The organism is Marinomonas spartinae (assembly GCF_016461715.1).
Lineage (GTDB): Bacteria > Pseudomonadota > Gammaproteobacteria > Pseudomonadales > Marinomonadaceae > Marinomonas > Marinomonas spartinae_A.
Window position 1 is genome coordinate 303,943 of record NZ_JAEMUI010000001.1, and the last position, 20,802, is coordinate 324,744.

The 20,802-nt window shown below is 44.4% G+C and carries 22 protein-coding genes; 13 read left to right on the plus strand and 9 right to left on the minus strand.

The window, feature by feature from the left end; translation table 11 throughout:
• The first annotated feature begins 77 nt into the window (after positions 1-77).
• A complete protein-coding gene (locus JHD45_RS22475) occupies positions 78-548 on the plus strand; it encodes a cold shock domain-containing protein (protein ID WP_325097252.1) in 471 nt (156 codons plus the stop codon).
• A gap of 115 nt (positions 549-663) precedes the next feature.
• Entirely contained in the window at positions 664-1,158 is a 495-nt protein-coding gene (tpx, locus tag JHD45_RS01365) for a thiol peroxidase (protein ID WP_199474327.1), read from the plus strand.
• 84 nt (positions 1,159-1,242) lie between these two features.
• Here tpx and panD read toward each other — a convergent pair whose 3' ends face one another.
• From panD to dapE, 4 genes are all read right to left on the minus strand, one after another.
• The gene (panD, locus tag JHD45_RS01370) at positions 1,243-1,623 is read right to left on the minus strand and encodes an aspartate 1-decarboxylase (protein WP_199474332.1); all 381 of its coding nucleotides are present in this window, start codon (positions 1,621-1,623) and stop codon (positions 1,243-1,245) included.
• Between the two features lie 151 nt (positions 1,624-1,774).
• Complete coding sequence (locus JHD45_RS01375; protein ID WP_199474333.1) at positions 1,775-2,149, minus strand: hypothetical protein; 375 nt, start codon at positions 2,147-2,149, stop codon at positions 1,775-1,777.
• Between the two features lie 3 nt (positions 2,150-2,152).
• A complete protein-coding gene (locus JHD45_RS01380) occupies positions 2,153-2,425 on the minus strand; it encodes a hypothetical protein (protein WP_199474335.1) in 273 nt (90 codons plus the stop codon).
• An 11-nt stretch (positions 2,426-2,436) separates the two neighbouring features.
• On the minus strand, positions 2,437-3,573 hold the full coding sequence (gene dapE, locus JHD45_RS01385) for a succinyl-diaminopimelate desuccinylase (RefSeq protein ID WP_199474344.1): 1,137 nt from the start codon (positions 3,571-3,573) through the stop codon (positions 2,437-2,439).
• A 77-nt stretch (positions 3,574-3,650) separates the two neighbouring features.
• Between dapE and JHD45_RS01390 the strand changes: the two genes are divergently transcribed.
• Positions 3,651-3,851 carry a hypothetical protein gene (locus tag JHD45_RS01390; protein ID WP_199474346.1) on the plus strand — a complete coding sequence of 67 codons (201 nt, stop codon included), beginning with the start codon at positions 3,651-3,653 and terminating at the stop codon, positions 3,849-3,851.
• Positions 3,852-3,941: 90 nt separating this feature from the next.
• Here the strand turns inward: JHD45_RS01390 and JHD45_RS01395 are convergent, their stop codons facing one another.
• From JHD45_RS01395 to map, 5 genes are all read right to left on the minus strand, one after another.
• Positions 3,942-4,286: an ArsC family reductase gene (locus JHD45_RS01395; RefSeq protein ID WP_199474348.1), complete on the minus strand. Its 345-nt coding sequence runs from the start codon at positions 4,284-4,286 to the stop codon at positions 3,942-3,944.
• Positions 4,287-4,406: 120 nt separating this feature from the next.
• Complete coding sequence (gene dapD, locus JHD45_RS01400; RefSeq protein WP_199474350.1) at positions 4,407-5,444, minus strand: 2,3,4,5-tetrahydropyridine-2,6-dicarboxylate N-succinyltransferase; 1,038 nt, start codon at positions 5,442-5,444, stop codon at positions 4,407-4,409.
• 40 nt (positions 5,445-5,484) lie between these two features.
• Positions 5,485-6,699, minus strand: a complete 1,215-nt coding sequence (gene dapC, locus JHD45_RS01405) for a succinyldiaminopimelate transaminase (protein WP_199474351.1) — start codon at positions 6,697-6,699, stop codon at positions 5,485-5,487.
• 6 nt (positions 6,700-6,705) lie between these two features.
• Entirely contained in the window at positions 6,706-9,399 is a 2,694-nt protein-coding gene (glnD, locus tag JHD45_RS01410; protein ID WP_199474352.1) for a [protein-PII] uridylyltransferase, read from the minus strand.
• 100 nt (positions 9,400-9,499) lie between these two features.
• Positions 9,500-10,357, minus strand: coding sequence for a type I methionyl aminopeptidase (gene map / locus JHD45_RS01415; protein WP_199474353.1), 858 nt, complete (start codon positions 10,355-10,357; stop codon positions 9,500-9,502).
• Positions 10,358-10,738: 381 nt separating this feature from the next.
• On the opposite strand from map, the gene rpsB reads away from it, so the two are divergent.
• The 10 genes from rpsB to JHD45_RS01465 all read left to right on the plus strand — a co-directional run bounded on the left by rpsB (position 10,739) and on the right by JHD45_RS01465 (position 20,802).
• Complete coding sequence (gene rpsB / locus JHD45_RS01420; RefSeq protein ID WP_199474354.1) at positions 10,739-11,473, plus strand: 30S ribosomal protein S2; 735 nt, start codon at positions 10,739-10,741, stop codon at positions 11,471-11,473.
• A gap of 86 nt (positions 11,474-11,559) precedes the next feature.
• On the plus strand, positions 11,560-12,420 hold the full coding sequence (gene tsf / locus JHD45_RS01425; protein WP_199474355.1) for a translation elongation factor Ts: 861 nt from the start codon (positions 11,560-11,562) through the stop codon (positions 12,418-12,420).
• Between the two features lie 126 nt (positions 12,421-12,546).
• The gene (gene pyrH / locus JHD45_RS01430) at positions 12,547-13,269 is read left to right on the plus strand and encodes a UMP kinase (protein WP_067013801.1); all 723 of its coding nucleotides are present in this window, start codon (positions 12,547-12,549) and stop codon (positions 13,267-13,269) included.
• Between the two features lie 7 nt (positions 13,270-13,276).
• Complete coding sequence (gene frr, locus JHD45_RS01435; protein ID WP_199474356.1) at positions 13,277-13,834, plus strand: ribosome recycling factor; 558 nt, start codon at positions 13,277-13,279, stop codon at positions 13,832-13,834.
• Between the two features lie 50 nt (positions 13,835-13,884).
• Positions 13,885-14,616 carry an isoprenyl transferase gene (locus JHD45_RS01440; protein ID WP_199474358.1) on the plus strand — a complete coding sequence of 244 codons (732 nt, stop codon included), beginning with the start codon at positions 13,885-13,887 and terminating at the stop codon, positions 14,614-14,616.
• Positions 14,617-14,619: 3 nt separating this feature from the next.
• Positions 14,620-15,423 (plus strand): phosphatidate cytidylyltransferase, encoded by an 804-nt coding sequence (locus JHD45_RS01445; RefSeq protein WP_199474360.1) that lies wholly within the window; start codon positions 14,620-14,622, stop codon positions 15,421-15,423.
• A 1-nt stretch (position 15,424) separates the two neighbouring features.
• Positions 15,425-16,600, plus strand: coding sequence for a 1-deoxy-D-xylulose-5-phosphate reductoisomerase (ispC, locus tag JHD45_RS01450; protein ID WP_199474362.1), 1,176 nt, complete (start codon positions 15,425-15,427; stop codon positions 16,598-16,600).
• Positions 16,597-17,943 (plus strand): sigma E protease regulator RseP, encoded by a 1,347-nt coding sequence (gene rseP, locus JHD45_RS01455; RefSeq protein WP_199474364.1) that lies wholly within the window; start codon positions 16,597-16,599, stop codon positions 17,941-17,943. The genes ispC and rseP overlap by 4 nt, the downstream gene beginning before the upstream one ends.
• A 10-nt stretch (positions 17,944-17,953) precedes the next feature.
• Complete coding sequence (gene bamA / locus JHD45_RS01460) at positions 17,954-20,275, plus strand: outer membrane protein assembly factor BamA (RefSeq protein WP_199474366.1); 2,322 nt, start codon at positions 17,954-17,956, stop codon at positions 20,273-20,275.
• Positions 20,276-20,307: 32 nt separating this feature from the next.
• The gene (locus tag JHD45_RS01465; RefSeq protein WP_199474368.1) at positions 20,308-20,802 is read left to right on the plus strand and encodes an OmpH family outer membrane protein; all 495 of its coding nucleotides are present in this window, start codon (positions 20,308-20,310) and stop codon (positions 20,800-20,802) included.

The following is a 20,802-nucleotide window of genomic DNA, read 5'->3' on the forward strand; positions in this document are numbered from 1 at the left end:
AAAATAAACGAGGTGTCTTGTTTTGGTAAATAATCGCCTCGTATCAACAACTCAACACATTAATAAGAGATACAGTTATGAATGATCATCAGGATAATGTTGCAAGTACGAAAGGCTCTTCTGTTGGTTCAAGCTTGTTTTCAGTACGTGCATTTATTACAAGTTTAGTTATTGCGCTTATTGTTCCTTTGCTGATTGCCGGTGTATTAGGTGAAGTGCTTGGAACAAACTATTTAGTTTACTTCGCATTTACTTTGGTTTCTGTTTATGTCGGTGCCATTATTAGTCAAGGCAATGCCTCTGCTAGTCAATCTCAATCCGATGAGGATGAGGACGACGACCGCGAGCAGGGAACAGTGAAATGGTTTAACTCTTCAAAAGGGTTTGGTTTTTTAACCATGGAAAATGGCGACGATGTGTTTGTTCACTACCGTGCCATTCGGGGGCGTGGCCGTCGTTTTCTGGTAGAAGGCCAGTTGGTTCGGTTTTACGTGACAGAGGGTGAGAAAGGAAAACAAGCCGAAAACGTGTCTATTGTGCGAGGCTAAGGTTTAGTATGTGGGTAGCGCTTATTGGGTCTTTCGTTGTGCTTTTTGTAGAGTAAGCCGCTCAATAATTCGTTTTTTTATTAATCATCACATTCATTAATAGCAAGAGGATAGTATGGCATTTGTTACATTGAAAGGTAATTCAATTGAAACCGTTGGTTCACTGCCTGCCGTGGGATCCATGGCACCAGATTTTGAATTAGTGAAAACCGATTTGTCATTGGTGTCTTTAAAAGATTATCAAGGTACAAAACTTGTACTAAATATTTTTCCGTCAGTTGATACGCCAACTTGCGCGACCTCTGTCCGTAAGTTTAATGAGTCGGCTGCCTCGTTAAAGGGCGTAAATGTGCTTTGTGTGTCTGCAGATTTACCTTTTGCGGCGGCTCGTTTTTGTGGCGCGGAGGGGATTGATCATGTGGATATGGGATCCAGCTTTCGTTCAACGTTTGGCGATGATTACGGGTTAACTTTTAAAACTGGCCCTCTGGTTGGTTTGTTGTCTCGTGCCGTTATTGTATTGGATGAGAATGGCAAAGTGCTTTTTAGCGAGCAGGTAGCTGAAATTGCTGATGAGCCGAATTATGATGCCGCACTTGCGGTTCTCTAAGTAGGTTGGTTAAGACTTTTAGCGCTTTTAAAAAAACCAGCTATGTCGACATAGCTGGTTTTTTTTTGCTCAGGATAGAAGGCATTAATCTTTCTGCACTGGGATAGTATTGGTGGTGCGCTCAACGGTATTGTCTTTATTTAAGTAGACCAATTTGGGTTTAAAATTATCTGCCTCACTTTCGTCCATGGTGCCATATGCTGCGATAATGACTCGGTCACCGACTTGTACTCTTCTAGCAGCTGCGCCATTCATAGAAATAGTGCCTGAGCCTGCTTCCGCAAGAATAATATAGGTATGAAAACGTTCACCATTATCCACATCATAAATGTCAATTTGTTCAAACTCACGAAAGCCTGCCAATTCAACAAGGTCTTTATCTATCGCGCAAGAGCCGTCGTACCAAAGTTCTGCTTGCGAGACGCTGCCCATATGGAGTTTGCCTTTTAAGAGTGTAATTTGCATGAATAGTTTCCCTTTTAAATAATGGTTTGTTGTGTTGTAAGATCATCATAATCAGCTTAACTTAACGTTCGCTTATGAAAAAAAGTGTCTTTCTCAGCATTGATAGTGCGTATTGGTGTTTAGCTATGGTTGATTGAGATGAGCTGTTCTGTTATTTCCAAATAAATGGGCCTTCTTCGTAATCGTTGATTTTCCACCATTGATCAGGGTCTTGATTGTCGTCTTCAGACCAGCTCTGAAGGTTGCAGCGAATTTCACATTGTAGAGCGCGGTAAGCTTCTTTTGCGCAGCTGATGTCGTCATCCCAAGGTGTTTTGTCGGTATCAAACAGGACCGAGGTAAAGCGCTTTCCTGCTGCCTGTTCTATGATGGTCACTGGAATAACTTGATTTTTGTCTGCCATGACCAGTTTGGTGCAAATCGTCGATGGCGTTTGCTTGTCTAACAAGGTGAACCTGTCGTTCAGCCAAGCGATAATTTTCTCAGTTGGGCAGGATAAAAGGTAAATCTCGATGTCAGGTTGCATCGTTTAATCCTTTTTGTTGATCATATTGTAGAGCCGCAAAATGCTCATGGATAAATAGCCTACTAGTGTCCAAATGACACCAGCTCCCGCAATCACCAGCCCAAGCAGAGCAATTAGCTCTGCTTGTATGGAGTCTTTCAAAACACGATTTGCGACCATTATCATTAATGAGCCAAAAGCAAATAAAAGACCGCCTTGTATCATTTTGAGCAATGCGAGTCGAGGATTATTACCAAGTTTCATCGCAAGTTTATGAAGGCGGTTTTTTAGAGTCATAATGGGGCTATTTAGCTAAATAAATTATGTAAAATACGCTCATAAATGGTACTGAGCTGGTTTAGGCTTTCGGCTTCAACGCATTCGTTAATTTGATGAATGGTCGCGTTGATAGGACCAAGCTCGACCACTTGGGTGCCCATTTTGGCGATAAAGCGTCCATCCGATGTGCCACCTGAGGTCGATAGTTCTGGCGTAATTTGCACGGTGGTTTCAATGGCATTTTTAATGGCATCGACCAGTTCTCCAGGACGAGTAAGGAAAGGTAGGCCATTGTAAGTCCATTCCACATCGTATCGCAGCTGATGTTTGTCTAGAATCTCAATAACACGGGATTTTAATGCGTCAAAATCCAACTCGGATGAAAAACGGAAGTTAAATAGCGCTTTTAATGTGCCCGGTACGACGTTAGTCGCTCCAGTACCAGCGTTTAAATTTGATACCTGAAAGCTGGTAGGGGGGAAAAAGTCATTACCGTCATCCCAGTGGGTGCTTGCCAGTTCGGCTATGGCAGGCGCTGCCAAATGAATGGGGTTTTGTGCTAAATGGGGATAGGCCACATGGCCTTGTTTGCCATAAACTGTTAAGTCGCCACTAAATGAGCCTCGACGGCCATTTTTAATCACATCTCCCAGCGTATGGGTGCTGGATGGTTCGCCAACGATGCACCAGTCGATCTTTTCTTCTCTTGCCATAAGAGCATCAACAACTCGTGTCGTGCCATCCACAAATGGCCCTTCTTCATCACTGGTAATCAAAAAGGAGATCTGTCCAGTGTGATTAGGGTTGGTCTCAATAAAGCTCTCAACGGCCGTGACCATCGCCGCTAGGCTGCCTTTCATGTCTGCGGCACCGCGTCCGTAGAGAATGCCATCGATAATTTCGGGGGCAAAGGGAGGGACTTTCCATTCCTTCTCCGGGCCGGTTGGTACCACATCTGTATGGCCTGCAAAGCAGAGGTTAGGGCCTGATGTGCCGCGTTTGGCGTAAAAGTTTTTTACGTCGCCGAATGGCATCATTTCGATGTGGAATCCGATGCGTTTAAGTCGCTCGATCATGACATCCTGACAACCTGCGTCCTCAGGGGTGACGGAAGGTCGGGATATGAGATCCAGAGCTAGTTTTAACGTGGGTGACAAGTTAGACATTCTTTACCTTTGCGTTCGATTTAGCTACCTTATAATAACATTACTGTATTAGCTCGGGTGTTATCACAAGGTGGGTTATGAAATTTAGTATGGTTATTATGTTAGGGCTGTTGGCCAGTGGCTGTAGCTGGCTTATGCCCCAGCCCGTTGTTGAGCAATCTTATTATGTTCCTGTTATACGCTCTGATGACTCGATTAATGGATATACACCCAGTATTACGCCTGTTGTAAGACAACCGTCGTCATCTCCACAAATATACACGCCAGTCCTTCGCTAAAGCCGACCATTTTACCAATGGATCATTGTCACCTCATTGGCGCTTAGCTGTATTAACAAATGCTGTGATTGGATAAACCTGAGTCCTATTTTATTGAAAGATAGCTTGATAATCAGATGGCTTGAATCCTAAGATAATCTCATTGTTTTTAATTAGCAATGGACGCTTAATGATCGAAGGTTGTTCTAGAATGGTGCTTAGCGCCAGTTCATTATTCATGGCATGTTTGGTTTCATCGTCTAGTTTTCGCCATGTGGTGCCGCGTTTGTTGATGATGCTTTCCCAGCCTAATTGCTCAAGCCACTGTTTTGTCTGTGTTTCATCCACACCTTCTTTTTTGTAGTCGTGAAAGGTGTACTCGATGTTGTTCTCGTCTAACCAGTGAAATGCTTTTTTCATGGTGTCGCAATTTTTAATGCCGTAAATGTCGACCATGTTTTGTTTCCTTATCTTATATCTGTTTAGTCATTAGTCGAATGTTGGTTTTTGTGCTGGTCATCATTGACTGCTCAAGCTTGTTTCGTTGAGCAGTCAAATCAAAATCATGACTTGGATTTAGTTATGAGTGTGTAGCTCTTCGTTTAGGGCAATGGCTGTTTTATTCGTGCGGCATTCAACGGCGCCGGTTTCGGAGTTACGGATAAAGAGCAAATCTGATTTGCCAGAAAGCTCGCGAGCTTTAACGGTTGCAACGTGCTCGCCATTGCTGTCACGAACCAGTACTTTTTGGCCAGCTGTCACATACAGTCCAGCTTCAACCGTACAGCGATCTCCTAGGCCGATACCGATGCCCGCGTTGGCGCCAACAAGGCATTTTTCGCCAATGCCTATGACGATGTTGCCACCGCCAGAAAGCGTGCCCATAGTAGAGCAACCAGCGCCAAGATCAGAGCCTTCGCCAACAACGACACCAGCAGAAATACGTCCTTCAACCATGCTGTTGCCTAATGTGCCTGCGTTAAAGTTGCAGAATCCTTCGTGCATGACGGTTGTGCCTTCGCCAAGGTGAGCCCCCAAGCGAATACGGGCGGCGTTGCCGATACGAATACCGCTTGGTACTACAAAGTTGGCCATTTTAGGGAACTTATCAACGCTGAATACTTCAATAGTGCGGCCTTGCATACGGGCGGTTAGTTGACGGTCAGCAAGTTCGCGCACATCGATAGGGCCCTCGCTGGTCCATGCAGTGTTGATCAGTAGACCAAACATGCCATCAAGCACGGTGCCGTGAGGTTTTACCAAACGATGAGAGATCAGTTGGAGCTTTAAGTAAACTTCAGCAGGATTCGTTGGGGCCTCATCGGTTGCTAGGATGCACAATACAATCGGTTGAGAAGACGCTTTCAGGCGTGAGGCCAGTTCGGCTTGCTCAATGTTGCCCGCTTTTAGTAGGCTCATGTGTAGGCGGTTTAGGTCGCTGTCATCTAGTACTAAAGTGCTGTTGCCACCTTCGTAATTTGTGCTTTCTAGTAGTGCATCGAGGGTGCTTTTTTCTACATCAATGCAGGGTGCGGAGTAGAAGACTTCTAGCCAATTGCCTTCTTTGTTTTGTGTTCCGATACCAAGACCGAATGCAAAAATTTGATCACTCATTATGTTCTCCGTTGAGTTGCTTTAAGGGGATAGGGTTAAGTTATTGATGTTTGGTTATAAGATGTTGATTATTGGTGATAAAATGGCGGATTCGTTGTGCCGCTTCAACACATTGCGCTTCCTCTGCAACCAGAGCCATGCGTATATGCTTGCTGCCAGGGTTGTAGCCATTAATTTGGCGTCCTAGATAGCTGCCGGGCAGTACCAGTACACTTTCTTGCTGATAGAGTTCGGTGCAGAATGTTTCATCATCTATTTCGAGTTCTGGCCACAAATAGAAGCCTGCTTCGGGTTTGCTGACTTTCATAATAGGGGCCAATATCTCTAACACACTAGTAAATTTTCGCGTATATATGTCACGGTTTTTCTCGACGTGCTCTTCATCCTGCCAAGCGACTATCGAGGCCTCTTGATGGTGAATCGGCATCGAACAGCCTTGATAAGTGCGATAGAGTAAAAAAGGTTTTAAAATGTTGGCATCACCAGCAACAAAACCGGATCGTAAGCCGGGGAGGTTGGAGCGTTTCGATAGCGATTGAAAAATTAAGCAATGGTCGTAGCTGGTATTACCTAATTGTTGGCAGGCCTCAAGGAGGCCCAGTGGTGGTTTATTGTCAAAATAAATTTCCGAATAACATTCGTCGGCAACAATGGTGAAATCAAATGTTCTGGCTTTTTCAAGTAGGTAAGCATAGTCATCGAGTGTTGTGACGCTGCCGCTGGGGTTGCTTGGTGAGCAGACAAATAGCACTTCGCAGCGTTGCCACACGTCATCACTGATGTCTTGGTAATTAATTTGATAATTCGTTTCAGGGCCGCAAGGTAAGTAGTGCAGTTCTGCACCCGCTAAAATGCCTGCGCCTTCGTAGATTTGATAGAATGGATTTGGGCTAACCACAAGGGCGTTTGATTTTTCGCCGACTAAAGTTTGTGTAATGGCAAAAAGGGCTTCTCGTGTGCCTGTTACGGGTAAAATTTGACTCTCAGGGTCGATTGCACTCAAGTGAAAACGTTTTTTTGCCCATTCTGCGATGGCTTTGCGTAGAGGCAGTTCGCCTTTTGTATTGGGGTATTTGCTGACACCGCTTTTTAGGCTGTCTGCTAACTTATCAAGTACGCACTGAGGCGACTCGTGTTGGGGCTCGCCAATGGTCAGCCGAATAAGCGGTTTCTCTGGATTGGGTGTTAGTCCTTCCAAAAGCTCAGCAAGTTTTTGAAAAGGGTATGGGTGTAAAGAGCGAATAAATGGGTTCATTTTGTCTCAATCCATGGCTTGTGAAAAACGGTCAATTTTTTCTTTTAATAGAGTGCAGATGGTGTCCATCCTTTCTGGATCGGTAATCAACCTGCCATCTTCTTCTGTCACGTAAAAGGTATCTTCTACACGTTCACCTAATGTAGCAATTTTCGCTTTATGTAGCATAATATTCTGGTTCATAAAAAGCTGCCCAATTAAGGCGAGTAGCCCTGGTCGATCTGGTGCGGTTACTTCTATTGCGGACCAAACTTCTTCAGGTTGGCTGACAAAATGTGCGGTGGCGGGTGAATTAAATATTTTTAAGATGCGTGGTGTATAGCGCTGAATCACACTTTCGTATAAAGATGGGTTGTCCAATTGCTCGGTTAGGGTTTCGCGGATAAAGGTAATGCGTCCTTTGTCCAGATGTAAGCTGGTTTCGTTGTCGTTAATGTCCATGACCACAAAGCTATCAAGTGTATAGTTGTCCGTGGTGTTGCTGATTTTTGCGTCTAATATGGTGAGCCCGAGCTGTTCGAATAGGGTAGCTGTCACCGCGAACAGGTGTTTGTTGTTTTTTGTGTAAATGAAGACTTTGCTTGCCCCTGAAAAGTTTCTTCCGCCTAGTGGACTGATTGCGACGAGAGGTTTTTCGCTCGGGCGGTGACGAAGAATGGCTTCCGTGTTCCAGGCGATTTCTTCACCATTGGAGCGAATAAAATATTCTTCCTCTATTTTGTTCCAAACATTTTCCGCATCCACAATATCAACGTTGCGCTCAATAATGATTTCCAAAGCACGCTGTTTGTGTTCGTCGCTTTGCATGTCGGCATCAATAGGGTAATCAAGCCCACGGCGCAAAGCGCGTTTGGTTTCTAAATACAGTTGGCGCATCAGGGAAGCTCGCCAACTGTTCCACATGGTTGGGTTAGTGGCATTGATGTCGGCGACTGTCAAGATAAAGAGATAATCTAGGTGCTCTTGATCTTTAACATAACTTGCAAATTCCCAAATGACTTCAGGATCAGAGATGTCCTTACGTTGTGCGGTTACGGACATAAATAGGTGGTTGCGAACAAGCCAAACGACGAGATCTGTGTCTTTTTTTGGCAGTCTGTGGCGTTCGCAAAAGGCTTGTGCATCAACACAGCCAAGCTCCGAGTGGTCTCCGCCGCGTCCTTTTGCAATGTCATGGTAGAGGCCGGCAATGTATAGCAGCTCAGGTTTCGGGATATGGCGCATGGCTTGAGTTGAAATGGGAAACTGCTGCTTGGCTTCCGGTAGCCACAAGCGGCGCAGGTTTTCTACTAATTGTAGGGTATGAGCGTCAACCGTATAAATGTGAAAAAGGTCATGCTGCATTTGCCCAATGATGGCACCAAATTCGGGAAGATAGCGGCCTAACAAACCAATGTGTTTCATGGAACGAAGTGTGCTGGTCAGTCGATAACGGCTTGATATAATGTCTAAAAAGAAATCAGTATTCTGGCGATTGGTTCTAAAATCGTCATCAACTAGATCTAAGCTGTCGCGTAATTGGCGCATGGTGTTGGCACGAATGCTTTTGATATCTTCTCGATTGCCTCTTAAGACATACATTTCGAGCATAGCGGATGGTGTATCTTGAAAAAGAGTGGGGCTGGTGGCTTCAAGTTGGCCATTGCAAATCTGGAAACGCTCATTGATGATCTCGATGGTGTCTTCTTCATCAATCAGCAAAAACGATTCTTCAAAGTGTTGAAGTAGTAAGTCGTTAAGTTGCTGGATGGCGGCCACGCTTTGATAATAGCCTTGCATAAAGCGTTCTACATTGCGTTTTAGGTCGTCATCCTCAAAGCCAAAGACTTTTGATAGGGTGCGTTGGTGATCGAATAAAAGGCGATCCTCTTTCCGGCCGGCAATCATGTGGAGGGCCCAGCGAATACGCCATAAATGGCCTACCGCGCCTTTGAGCTGAATATACTCATCTTCGGAAAGGAAGTTTTTATCAATCAGGGCGCTGAGTCGATGGGTATGTAAATGGCGTTTAGCTACCCAGTCGATGACTTGCATATCGCGGAGGCCACCTGGACATTCTTTCAGATTAGGTTCAAGGTTGTAGGCGGTATTTTGATATTTTGCATGACGTTGTTTTTGCTCTTCTATTTTGGCTTTGTAAAACGTGTGGCCATCCCACATGTGGGCGACATCAATATTGAGTTTTAGGTTTGCCAATAGATCGGCAGGGCCAATCAGTGTCCTGGATTCGATTAGGTTGGTGATGATGGTGATGTCATGGGCCGCCATTTCTGTACATTGAGTTACCGTTCTGACACTATGGCCGACATCTAAATTGATGTCCCACAAAAAAGTAATGAAGGATTCGATCTTCTCATTTTCGGGTGAGGCATCATCATCGAGTAAAATGAGTAGATCTATGTCGGATTTGGGGTGGAGTTCGCTGCGACCATAGCCGCCAACAGCCAATAAGCTTATGTTGTTCTCTAGGGCTAACCCTTTGGCAATCCAAGCGGCCTGTAAGGCTTCATCGTAGACTGCTGCTAGCCCTTTTACTAGCTTCTCGATCGGATAAAGAGCATGGAATAGGTCATCATAAGCGGCCGTTTTTTCTTCCAGAATTGCTTTGTAGCGAGAAACCGAGCAATTAGGTTGTGATAACTCTTGTTTCTCTTCAGGAGTTAGCAGCGGCGGAGCATCAGGAAAAGCAGGAAAATCCATATGAGGCCTCAGAAAAGCGTTATCAAGATGACGGTTTGGCTATGGTGATTACAGTACTTATACTTAAAAAGTACTCACGATTAAAGAGCCCACGCTTCTCTTAAAAGAAGCGTGTTTCCTCAGGACGTCTTGTTAATACTTCGACGCCAGTCTGGGTGATTAATAACGTGTGTTCATACTGTGCAGAAAGTCGTCCATCTTTGGTTTTAGCAATCCAGTTGTCTGGTCCTGTGTGTTTTACCTGTTTTTTTCCTGCATTGATCATGGGCTCGATAGTGAGCGTCATACCTTCTTCTAGCACGACGCCCGTACCAGGTTTGCCGTAATGAGCCACTTGTGGTTCCCCATGAAAAGTCGTTCCAACGCCATGCCCACAGTATTCCTCGACTACTGAGTAGTGATTTTTATGGGCGTGAGCGGCAATAGCAGCGCCGATGTCACCAAGACGTACGCCAGGTTTGACCATGTCAATGGCCAAGTAAAGGCATTCTTGAGTGACGGCGCAAAGGCGTTCTGCATGAGGTGCGACTGGACCGACAAAGAACATGCGACTGGTATCACCATAGTAGCCGTCTTTAATGATAGTAATGTCAATGTTAACAATGTCACCCTTTTTCAGTGGCTTGTCATTAGGAATGCCATGACAGATGACATCATTAACCGATGTGCAACAGGATTTAGGAAAGCCGTGATAGTTTAATGGCGCTGGAATGGCCCCTTGTACATCGACTGTGTAGTTGTGGGCAATAATATCCAATTGTTCCGTGGTGACGCCTGGCACGACAAACTCTTCGAGCATAACCAGTACATCTGCCGCCAGTTTGCCTGCTACGCGCATGCCTTCGATATCGCTAATATCAGTAAATCGCGTGGAAGGGGCTTTGGGAGTCCAGCTGGGTACATCACTACGGCCGTTGCGGGTTAATTCTTCAATTTTGTTTAGTATTTCATTGCTCATAATAAGTAATATATCTTTTAAATGTAGGGTTGGTGTTTTGCTGCGATTTAGCGGCAAGCAATAACACAACGTAAAAATTGTCACATATAGATCGTATTCTACATGACTTAATGCCTAGAATCGCCCCTGTTAGAGTGAAAAAAACACAAACTCTTGGGGAATAAAAGCTCGCTTTTAGTCTTTAGGTTTGGGGTGAAATATGGTATAAATCGCCCGCTTGCTGGACTTGTGTCTGAGTAAAGCAAAAACTTAATGACGAAAACTAACGATCTTGCCGCATTAAAGTGAGTGTGTCTGGGGTGCCAATGGTTGCTTGAAACCTTGTCTGGCTGACGCACTTGGTTGGTAAGCTTAAACAACCCAAATTTAAAGGATAGTAAAATGCCTACAGTTTCTATGCGCGACCTATTGCAGGTTGGTTCACACTTTGGTCACCAAACTCGTTACTGGAACCCAAAAATGAAGCCTTTCATTTTTGGTGCTCGTAACAAGATTCATATCATCAACCTTGAGCACACTGTTCCAGCTCTTAACGAAGCGCTTGAGCTTGTTAAGAAAATGGCTGAAAACAAAAACAAGGTTTTGTTTGTTGGTACAAAACGTGCCGCATCTAAAACGATCAAAGAACAAGCTGTTCGTTCTGGTATGCCATACGTTAACCACCGTTGGTTGGGTGGTATGTTGACAAACTACAAAACCATTCGTGCTTCTATCAAGCGTCTTCGTGACCTTGAAACTCAAATGTCTGATGGTACTTTCGATAAACTAACTAAGAAAGAAGCCTTGATGCGTACTCGTGAGCTTGAAAAACTAGAGCTTTCTATGGGTGGTATCAAAGATATGGGCGGTCTTCCTGACGTTATGTTTGTTGTGGACGTTGATCACGAGCGTATTGCAATCAAAGAAGCAAACAAGCTTGGTATTCCGGTTATCGGTATTGTAGATACCAACAGTGATCCAGATGGTATCGATTACGTTATTCCTGCAAACGATGATGCTATCCGTGCTGTTCAGTTGTACGTTGGCGCTTTCGCTGATGCAGTTCTAGAAGGTCGCGCTGCGACGGCTGGAAATGCAGATGAGTTTGTTGAAGTAAACGAAGCGGCTGAAGCATAAGCGAACCCTATAGTTTGCTCTGGTTTCTAAAGGGGGGCATCTCGCCCCCTTTTTTAAATTTGAAATAGTATTAAGAGGATTTGGACATGGCGGCAGTATCTGCAGCATTGGTAAAAGAGCTACGTGAACGCACTGGCTTGGGTATGATGGAGTGCAAAAAAGCACTTGCAGCGGCAAACGCTGACATTGAAGTGGCAATTGAAGAGCTACGTAAATCAAGTGGTATGAAAGCAGCTAAAAAAGCGGGTCGTACTGCTGCTGAAGGTACCATTATCATGCGTGTGGCTGACGATGCTTCTTACGGTGTGTTGGTTGAAGTGAACTCTGAAACTGACTTTGCTTCTCGTGATGAAGGTTTTATTTCTTTTGCAAACAAAGTCGCTGACGTTGTGTTTGAAACAAAAGAAACCGATATGGCTAAAGTGATTTCAGGTGAGATGCTTGAAGCTCGTGAAGCGTTGGTTCAAAAAATCGGTGAAAACATTACGCCTCGTCGTGCTGTGATTGTTGAAGGTGGTCTGATCAATGGTTACCTGCACGGTAATGGTCAAATCGCTGTATTGACACAGCTAGAAGGTGGTGATGCTGAGCTAGCTAAAGATGTGTCTATGCACATTGCAGCGGTGGCTCCTCGTGTTGTCCGTGGGGATGATATGCCTGCTGATGTTTTGGCTAAAGAAGAAGAAATTATCCGTGCTCAGCCTGATATGGCTGGCAAACCTGCAGAAATTGTTGACAAAATGATTGTTGGTCGGATGAAGAAATTTTTGGCAGAGAACAGCCTTGTTGAGCAACCTTTCGTTAAAAACCCAGAAGTAAAAGTGGGTCAACTTGTGAAAGACGCTGGTGCAACAGTCACTTCTTTCGTTCGCTTAGAAGTGGGTGAAGGTATCGAAGTTGCCGAAGTCGATTTCGCAGCCGAAGTGGCGGCTCAGCTTAAAGGTTAATTTTTGCTGTAAGGTTTTTATAAAAGGGGCAGTTTATCTGCCCCTTTTTATGAAACAAGCGTTATAGATAGTCGTGAAAGTGGCCCACGTCTGTTATTTTAGATAACACCATTGCCGGAGATTGAGATGCCAAAAGAAAAAAATCCAAACTACAAACGAATTTTGTTGAAACTAAGTGGTGAAGCCTTGATGGGTGAAGAGCCGTTTGGTATTGATCCTAAAATATTAAATCGCATTGCGTTAGAAATTGGTCAATTGCGTGGTATTGGCGTCGAAGTTGGGATCGTCATTGGTGGTGGTAACTTGTTCCGTGGTCAAGCTCTGAGTCAAGCGGGTATGGATCGCGTCACAGGTGACCATATGGGGATGTTGGCAACGGTAATGAATGCCTTGGCTATGCGTGATGCCTTGGAGCGTGCGAATATTCGAACCCGAGTCATGTCGGCTATTACCATGACGGGGATAGTTGAGCCTTATGATCGTCGCCGAGCAATGCGTTTGCTGAAAGAAGGTGAGGTGATGATCTTTTCAGCGGGTACAGGGAATCCTTTCTTTACAACAGACTCTGCTGCTTGCTTACGCGGCATTGAGATTGATGCTGATGTTGTATTGAAAGCAACAAAAGTCGACGGGGTTTACTCTTCTGATCCAATGAAAGATCCATCCGCCATGAAATATGATACATTAGGCTATGATGAGGTTTTGGAAAAACAGTTAGGCGTCATGGACTTAACAGCAATCTGTTTGACTCGTGACCATTCGATGCCAATTCGTGTATTCAATATGAGTAAGCCAGGTGCTTTGGTTAATATCATTGTGGGTGGCAATGAAGGTACGCTAATTAAGTGAGGAAATTATGATTAACGACATTCTTAAAGATGCAGAAGAGAGAATGGCCAAGGCTGTTGCAGCGGTTGAGTCTTCTTTTAATAAAATTCGTACAGGCCGTGCGCATCCCAGTATTCTTGATTCTGTAAAAGTGAATTATTACGGTTCTGAAACACCGTTAAATCAAGTGGCAAACATCACGGTAGAAGATGCTCGTACCTTGGGGGTTTCTCCTTGGGAGAGTAACTTGGTGCCTGAGATTGAAAAGGCCATTATGAAATCGGATCTTGGTTTGAATCCTGCTACTAACGGTAGTTTGATTCGTATTCCTATGCCAGCGCTAACCGAAGAGACACGTCGTAACTATTTCAAACAAGCCAAAGCAGAAGCGGAAAACGGTCGTATTGCAATCCGCAATATTCGCCGTGATGCGAACGGCAGTTTGAAAGATTTAGTCAAAGAGAAAGAGATCTCCGAAGACGACGAGCGTCGTGGTCAGGATCAAGTTCAAAAAGTCACAGATAAGTACGTTGCTTTGGTAGAAGAGCGTCTTGCTGCGAAAGAAAAAGACTTGATGGAAATCTAAATAAAAAGGGCAGGTACTGTCCTGCCCTTTTTATTGACTAAGGTAGAGTTATGTCAGATTTGGCTGAGTCAGAAGATCGTTCTGGCGTCGTTCCTGCTCATATTGCCATTATAATGGATGGTAATAATCGTTGGGCAAAAAAGAAACACCTTCCGAGTATCGCTGGCCACTCAGCGGGAGGGGGGGCGGTAAGACGTGTCGTTGAAATAGCAGCCAAAGCTGGCGTTAAGGTATTAACTTTGTTTGCTTTTTCCAGTGAAAACTGGAAGCGTCCTAAGTCCGAAGTAGACGGCTTGATGAGATTGTTTGTACGTTCATTGAGAAAGCAGGTAAAGCGTATGAATCAGCATGGGATTCGCCTAAGAATTATGGGGGAAATCTCTGGCTTTAGTGCTCTTTTACAAGAAGAGATTGCCAAGGCTGAAGCGTTGACCGCTGATAATAATGGGATGGTATTGGTGATTGCGGCTAACTACGGGGGGCGTTGGGATGTAGCCCAAGCTGCCAAAGAGCTGGCTAGACAGGCTGTCCTTGGTCATATTAACGTGGATGATATTGACGAAACTATGCTGGCAAAGCATATTCAATTGGCGGATTTGCCGGCACCGGATTTACTCATTCGTACTTCTGGTGAACAGAGAATAAGTAATTTTTTATTGTGGCAAACTGCGTATACCGAGTTTGTTTTTTTGCCTGTTTTATGGCCGGATTTTGATCAAACGCATTTTGATGATGCCATTTCGATTTATCAAAATCGCCAACGTCGTTATGGTGGTCGGTAAACCATGTTATTTCCTCGTATTCTAAGCGCCATTGTGATGGCCGCTCTCTTTATCTGTGCAGTGTTTATTCTTGGGCCAACCAGTTTTATGTTGGCGATGGGAGCGGTTGTCTTGGTTGCTGGCTGGGAGTGGGCGCGTTTATCCGGTGTGCAATCAGTGTTGGCCCGCCTTGTCTTCGCCATTGTAATCGCTGGGTTATGTTTTGCTGTTCATGTGTGGGGATGGCAAAAAAGTATTTTATATGTTGCACCTCTTGTTTGGTTGATTGCCCTTTACTGGGTGGTCTGTTACCCCTCTTTGAAACTGTGGCGATTTAGTTTGAGTCGGATTGTTTTGGGGGCTTTAGTATTGACTACAACTTGGTCTGCTATGGTGGTGTTAAAAGAGTCCAATAATTTTGTTGTGTGGGTTCTGGTGTTAATGGGACTTATCTGGGGAGCGGATTCGGGCGCGTATTTCTCTGGTAAAGCATTTGGTAAACATAAATTAGCCCCTAAAGTAAGCCCAGGCAAATCTTGGGAGGGTGTGCTTGGTGGTTTGGTTTTTACTCAAATCGGTGTGGCACTGTTTTCCTATCAAGTTGGGTTTGATGTGAGAGCATGGGGGATTTTGGTTATAATCGGCTTAGTGACGGTATTTGTGTCTATATTGGGCGATTTAATGGAGAGCTTGTTAAAACGGCATGAGTCCATGAAAGATTCCAGTCATCTTATTCCGGGCCATGGCGGTGTAATGGATAGAGTGGATAGCCTGACTGCCGCCGCTCCCATTTTTGTTTTGCTTTTAACGATCTTTGGGTGGCTGTAATATGCAAGGTATTTGTTTGTTAGGGGCGACTGGCTCTATTGGTCAAAGCACACTGGATATTATTGAGCAGCACCCTGATAAATTTTTCTTGGCTTGCGCGTCGGCCAACGAAAGTGTTGAGAAAATGGCAGATATTTGCCGCCGTTTTTTGCCAAAGCGGATTGTCATGGGGACGCAGGCGGCTAGAGATCGCGTAGCAGCTCTGTGCGATGGTTTGCCTATTTCTTTTGAGTTTGGCAGTGACGCGTTAGACAGTATTGCTGAAGACAGTCAAGTTGATCAAGTGATGGCCGCTATTATGGGGTTTGCTGGGCTTAAGCCAACCCTCGCGGGTATTCGAGCCAAAAAACGCATTTTGTTAGCGAACAAAGAAGCGTTAGTGACTGCTGGGCAGTTATTTATGGATGAGGTGGCTAAGTATGGTGTGACTTTGTTGCCGATTGATAGTGAGCATAACGCTATTTTCCAGAGCCTACCTCAGGATGAACATGGGGCCCATAAGCGAGACTTTAGTAAAATTATTTTGACTGCTTCCGGTGGGCCATTTCGACGCTGGTCATTAGAGGCGATGAAAGAGGTGACATTGGCGCAAGCGTGTGCTCATCCCAAGTGGTCTATGGGACAAAAGATTTCCATTGATTCGGCCAGTTTGATGAATAAGGGCCTTGAGTTAATCGAAGCGTGTTGGCTATTTAATGTCACGCCAAAAGAAGTGGATGTAGTTGTCCACCCAGAAAGCATTATTCATTCCATGGTGTCTTATCGAGATGGGTCTGTGATTGCGCAAATGGGTAATCCTGATATGAGGGTGCCTATTGCTTATGGCATGACTTGGCCCAATAGAGTGGAAACCAATGTTGAACCATTGGATTTTGTGAAAGTGGCGTCGTTGCATTTTGAAGCGCCCGATTTAGAACGCTTTCCTAACTTACAGCTTGCGGCGGAGGCTTGGTATCTTGGTGGGACCGCAATGGCGGTTCTTAACGCAGCAAATGAGGTTGCAGTTGATGCGTTTGCTAAGGGCCATATCCGATTTTTGGATATCGCTACGGTAAATCGGGCGGTTTTACATTCTGTTGACATTCAATCCGTTGATTCCCTTGATATTGTGTTTGCAGCGGATAAAGTAGCACGGGTAATGACGAAACAGTATATTGCTGAGAGAAACTGGATATGATCGAAAGTATTTTGTCGATTGTCGTTGCCTTAGGGGTGTTGATCACCTTTCATGAATTTGGACATTTTTTTATCGCGCGCTGCTGTGGAGTGAAAGTACTGCGCTTTTCGGTCGGTTTTGGCAAGCCCATTCTTCGTTATGTAGGAAAAACTGGAACAGAGTATACCTTGGCGATGATCCCGTTAGGCGGGTATGTTCGTATGTTGGATGGACGCGAAGGCAATGTTCCTGAATCGCTAAAAGAACAGGCCTTTGACCATAAACCTGTTTGGCAGCGAATTGCGATTGTCGCCGCAGGTCCCATTGCTAATTTTATTTTGGCCATCCTCATCTACGCCTTAGTCGCGTTAATGGGGATTCAGTATCTGGTCCCAAAAGTCGGTAATGTGCTGCCCGATTCACCTGTTTCGCAAACTCATCTGCGTCCCGGTGATGAGTTGCTCGCGATTGATAATAAGCCTGTCTCTTCATGGGAAGATGTAAATTTAGTGTTAGCGGACTTGATTGGTGATAGTGGAACCATTACCGTTCGCTACCAAGCTGATGAAAAGTCAGCAAAGCAAGAAGATAAAATCCTTTTAAATCGTTGGATGGCGGGTAAAGAGCCAACAAACTTGATTGCCTCTTTTGGGTTACAGCCTTGGCAGCCTAAAGTGGAGCCCGTTATTGCGCAAGTATTGAAGGATGGTGCCGCGAAAAAAGCGGGTTTTCAAGTCAAGGATAAGGTCATAAAGGTTGATAATCAGCCCGTGACGGATTGGGAGCAATTTGTTCAGCTGGTTCAGAATCACCCAGGTTCAAGCTTGTCGGTAACGGTCGATCGGGCAGGTCGTCAGGTGAATTTAACCCTGATACCTCAATCTGTCGCCCGGGGTAATACCGATGTTGGGTATGCTGGGTTGGCGGTCGTTCCTCCAACGTGGGATCCGGGATTGATTCGAGAGCGTGAATTTGGTCTGCTTCAGTCACTTGTTTATGGTGCCGATCAAACATGGAAGATGGTATCGTTAACAGTTTCTTCTATTGGGAAAATGCTGCATGGGCTAATTTCTATTGACAATTTGTCTGGCCCTATCACCATTGCAAAAGTAGCAAGTGCTTCTGCCGAGTCTGGTTTGCAATCATTTTTGACGTTTATGGCGTATCTAAGTGTGAGTTTAGGTGTGCTTAATTTATTACCTATTCCCGTGTTAGATGGGGGGCATTTGGTATTTTTTGGCATTGAAGCGATTCGTCGTAAGCCGGTATCTGAGAGAGTTCAGGGGCTGGCTTATCGCGTTGGGGCTTCTCTATTGTTTACTTTGATGGCAATCGCCATTTTTAACGATATTGCCCGTTTGTAGAGAGGTATTTGTGAAAGTCGTTTCAGCTGTATTGTTGGCTTTAATAAGCGTGCAAAGTGTCGCGAAAAATGTAGAGGATGTTCGTATTGATGGCTTGGTTCAAATGCCATCAACTAGGGCTTTTGATCTTATCGGTTTTCAGCAAGGGCAACCTTATGATTCTGATGAAGTCTATAAAGCGATTAAATCGCTTTTTGGTACGGGGTACTTCAGTAATATTGATGCTTACGAAAATAAAAAGGGCGTGCTGATTTTTAAAGTGGTGGAGCGTCCTTCTATCGGTAATTTAACCATCAAGGGTAATGAGCTGATAAAAACCAAAGACTTAAAGCGCGGTTTAAAATTATCTGGCTTAGAGGTTGGGGAAATTTATAAGCCCGAAACCTTGAATAAAATTCAGCAAGAGCTTCAGCGCCAATACTATGCGCTGGGACGTTATAGTGCCAAAGTCGATGTGACGACAACAAAAATGCCGCGTAATCGTGTCGATGTTGCTATTAAAATTGATGAGGGAAAAACGGCCAAAATCGTTCACCTCAATATTATTGGTAATAAGCATTTTACTGATGAACAACTCACAAAAGATTTTAAGTCCGGTATTGAAGGTGCTTCTTGGAACCCCTTTAGTTCTGCGGATGAATACACTAAAGCGAAGCTGCAAGGGGATTTAGACAGTCTTAAAAGTTTTTACCTTGATCGCGGCTATTTGGATTTCCAGATTGTGTCGAGCCAAGTGAGTGTGTCTCCAGATAAGCGTAATGTCTACATCGTTATCAATGTGAGCGAGGGTCAGCCTTATACAATTAATAAGGTTTCACTGAATGGTAGCTTGCCGATTTCAGAAGATTTGGTCTGGAAACAGATCGATCAGAAAAAAGGGGATTTGTTCTCGCGCAGTAAAGTGACTAAGACCATTGAAGATATTACCAATAAGTTAGGGGATTTTGGCTATCTGTTTGCTAATGTGAATGTGATTCCGGAAAAGCTACCTGATCATAAGGTGAATCTGACCTACCAAATTTCGCCAGGACCAAAAGTGTATGTTCGCCGCATCGTGTTTAGCGGTAACAGTGAGACACAAGATGAAGTATTGCGCCGTGAAATGACACAGTTTGAAGGGGCATTGGCAACACGCTCTGAAATTGAAGACTCGAAGCGTCGAATTGAGCGTCTTGGTTTCTTTAGTAATGTGGATGTTAAAACACGTCGTGTGCCTGGAACAACCGATGAGGTGGATTTGGATGTATCGGTAGAAGAGCAGGCTTCCGGGAGTATTCAGGCGAGTATTGGTTTCTCTGACTCTGATGGGGTTGTACTAGGTTTTGGTATTTCTAAATCCAATTTCTTAGGCACAGGTAATAAGCTGGCTTTTAATGCGCAGCGATCGAATAAAACATCGAACTATGCGATTAATTACACTAATCCGTATTTTACCGTGAATGGGGTTAGCCGAGGCGTACAGCTGTTCTATCAAACCAGTGATTATGCCGCTGATGATGTTGAGGATTATCAATTAGATGAAATTGGGCTGGGTTTAAGCTACGGTTATCCTATTTCTGATACGCAGCGTTTGACCTTTGGTACAACGGTGAAGAAAACCACCGTTAAGCTTGGCTCTACGCCGTCGCTTGAAACCAGTTCTTATATCGATAAATACGGCAATACTTATAATGATGTGTTGGGGTCCATTACTTGGTCAGATAGTGATTTGATTGGTGGTGTACTGCCGACGAACGGTTATTCGACTTCGGCGAGTTTGCAAGTGTCAACGCCATTGGGTGACCAAGAATATTATAAAGTAGGACTAAATTCCCAGAGGTATTGGAATATTGACCATTCAAACCTCTGGTTATTCCACTTAAAAGGACGTTTGGGATATGGTAGTGGCTATGGGTCAAGCGATGAATTACCATTCTTTGAAAACTATTTTGCTGGTGGTAGTTATTCTGTTCGCGGTTATAGCGCCTCATCACTTGGGCCTAAAAACTCTTATCCACCAGGATCGACGAGTACACCTTCCGCATTAGGGGGAAATATTTTAACCACAGCGACAGCTGAGTTGATCTTCCCAATGCCTGGTGTTGAAGATCACAAATCGGTTCGGACGGCATTATTTTTAGATGCGGGTAACGTCTTTGCATCCCATTGTTTGCCTTCAAATAATATGTGTAAAGAGGGGTTTGATCCCTCCGAATTGAGGTACAGTTTGGGGTTGAGTTGGACTTGGATTACGCCTATCGCTCCACTGTCCTTTAATATTGCCAAAGCATTGAATGCGAAAGAAGGTGACAAAACCGACTTCTTCCAGTTCCAGTTAGGGACAACATTTTAATAATTACTAATGGGTATGTGAGGAGATAAAGAATGAAAAAAGTATTGGGTGCTCTTGTTGGTTTATTCATGGTTGGTTGTGTGCATGCAAACAATGTTGCGGTTGTGGATTTTAGAGCAGCGTTGTTGCAAAGCAATATCGGTCAAAAAGCATCAGCCGAACCAAGAAAACAAGTTGCTGAAATGGATGCGCGCTTGAAAAGTGAACAAGAAAAAGTTCAGAAAAAAGCCGACGCATTAAAGCGAGATGAACTAACTTTAAGTCCAGCAGATTTAAAAAAACGTCGTATGGAGTTGATGCAAAGTGAAAACCAATTGCGTTCTATGGCAGCTGGTATGCAACATCAGGCCCAAGGTTTGGAACAAAGTGTCATTGAGAAGTTGACACCACAAGGTGAAGCGGCACTGAAAGCCATCATTAAAGAACGTAAGTTGGATTTAGTGATAAACCGCGACGTTGCAGTGTATGCTGCACCCGATTCCGATATTACAAAAGCATTAATTGATCGTCTGAATAAAGGTAAGTAA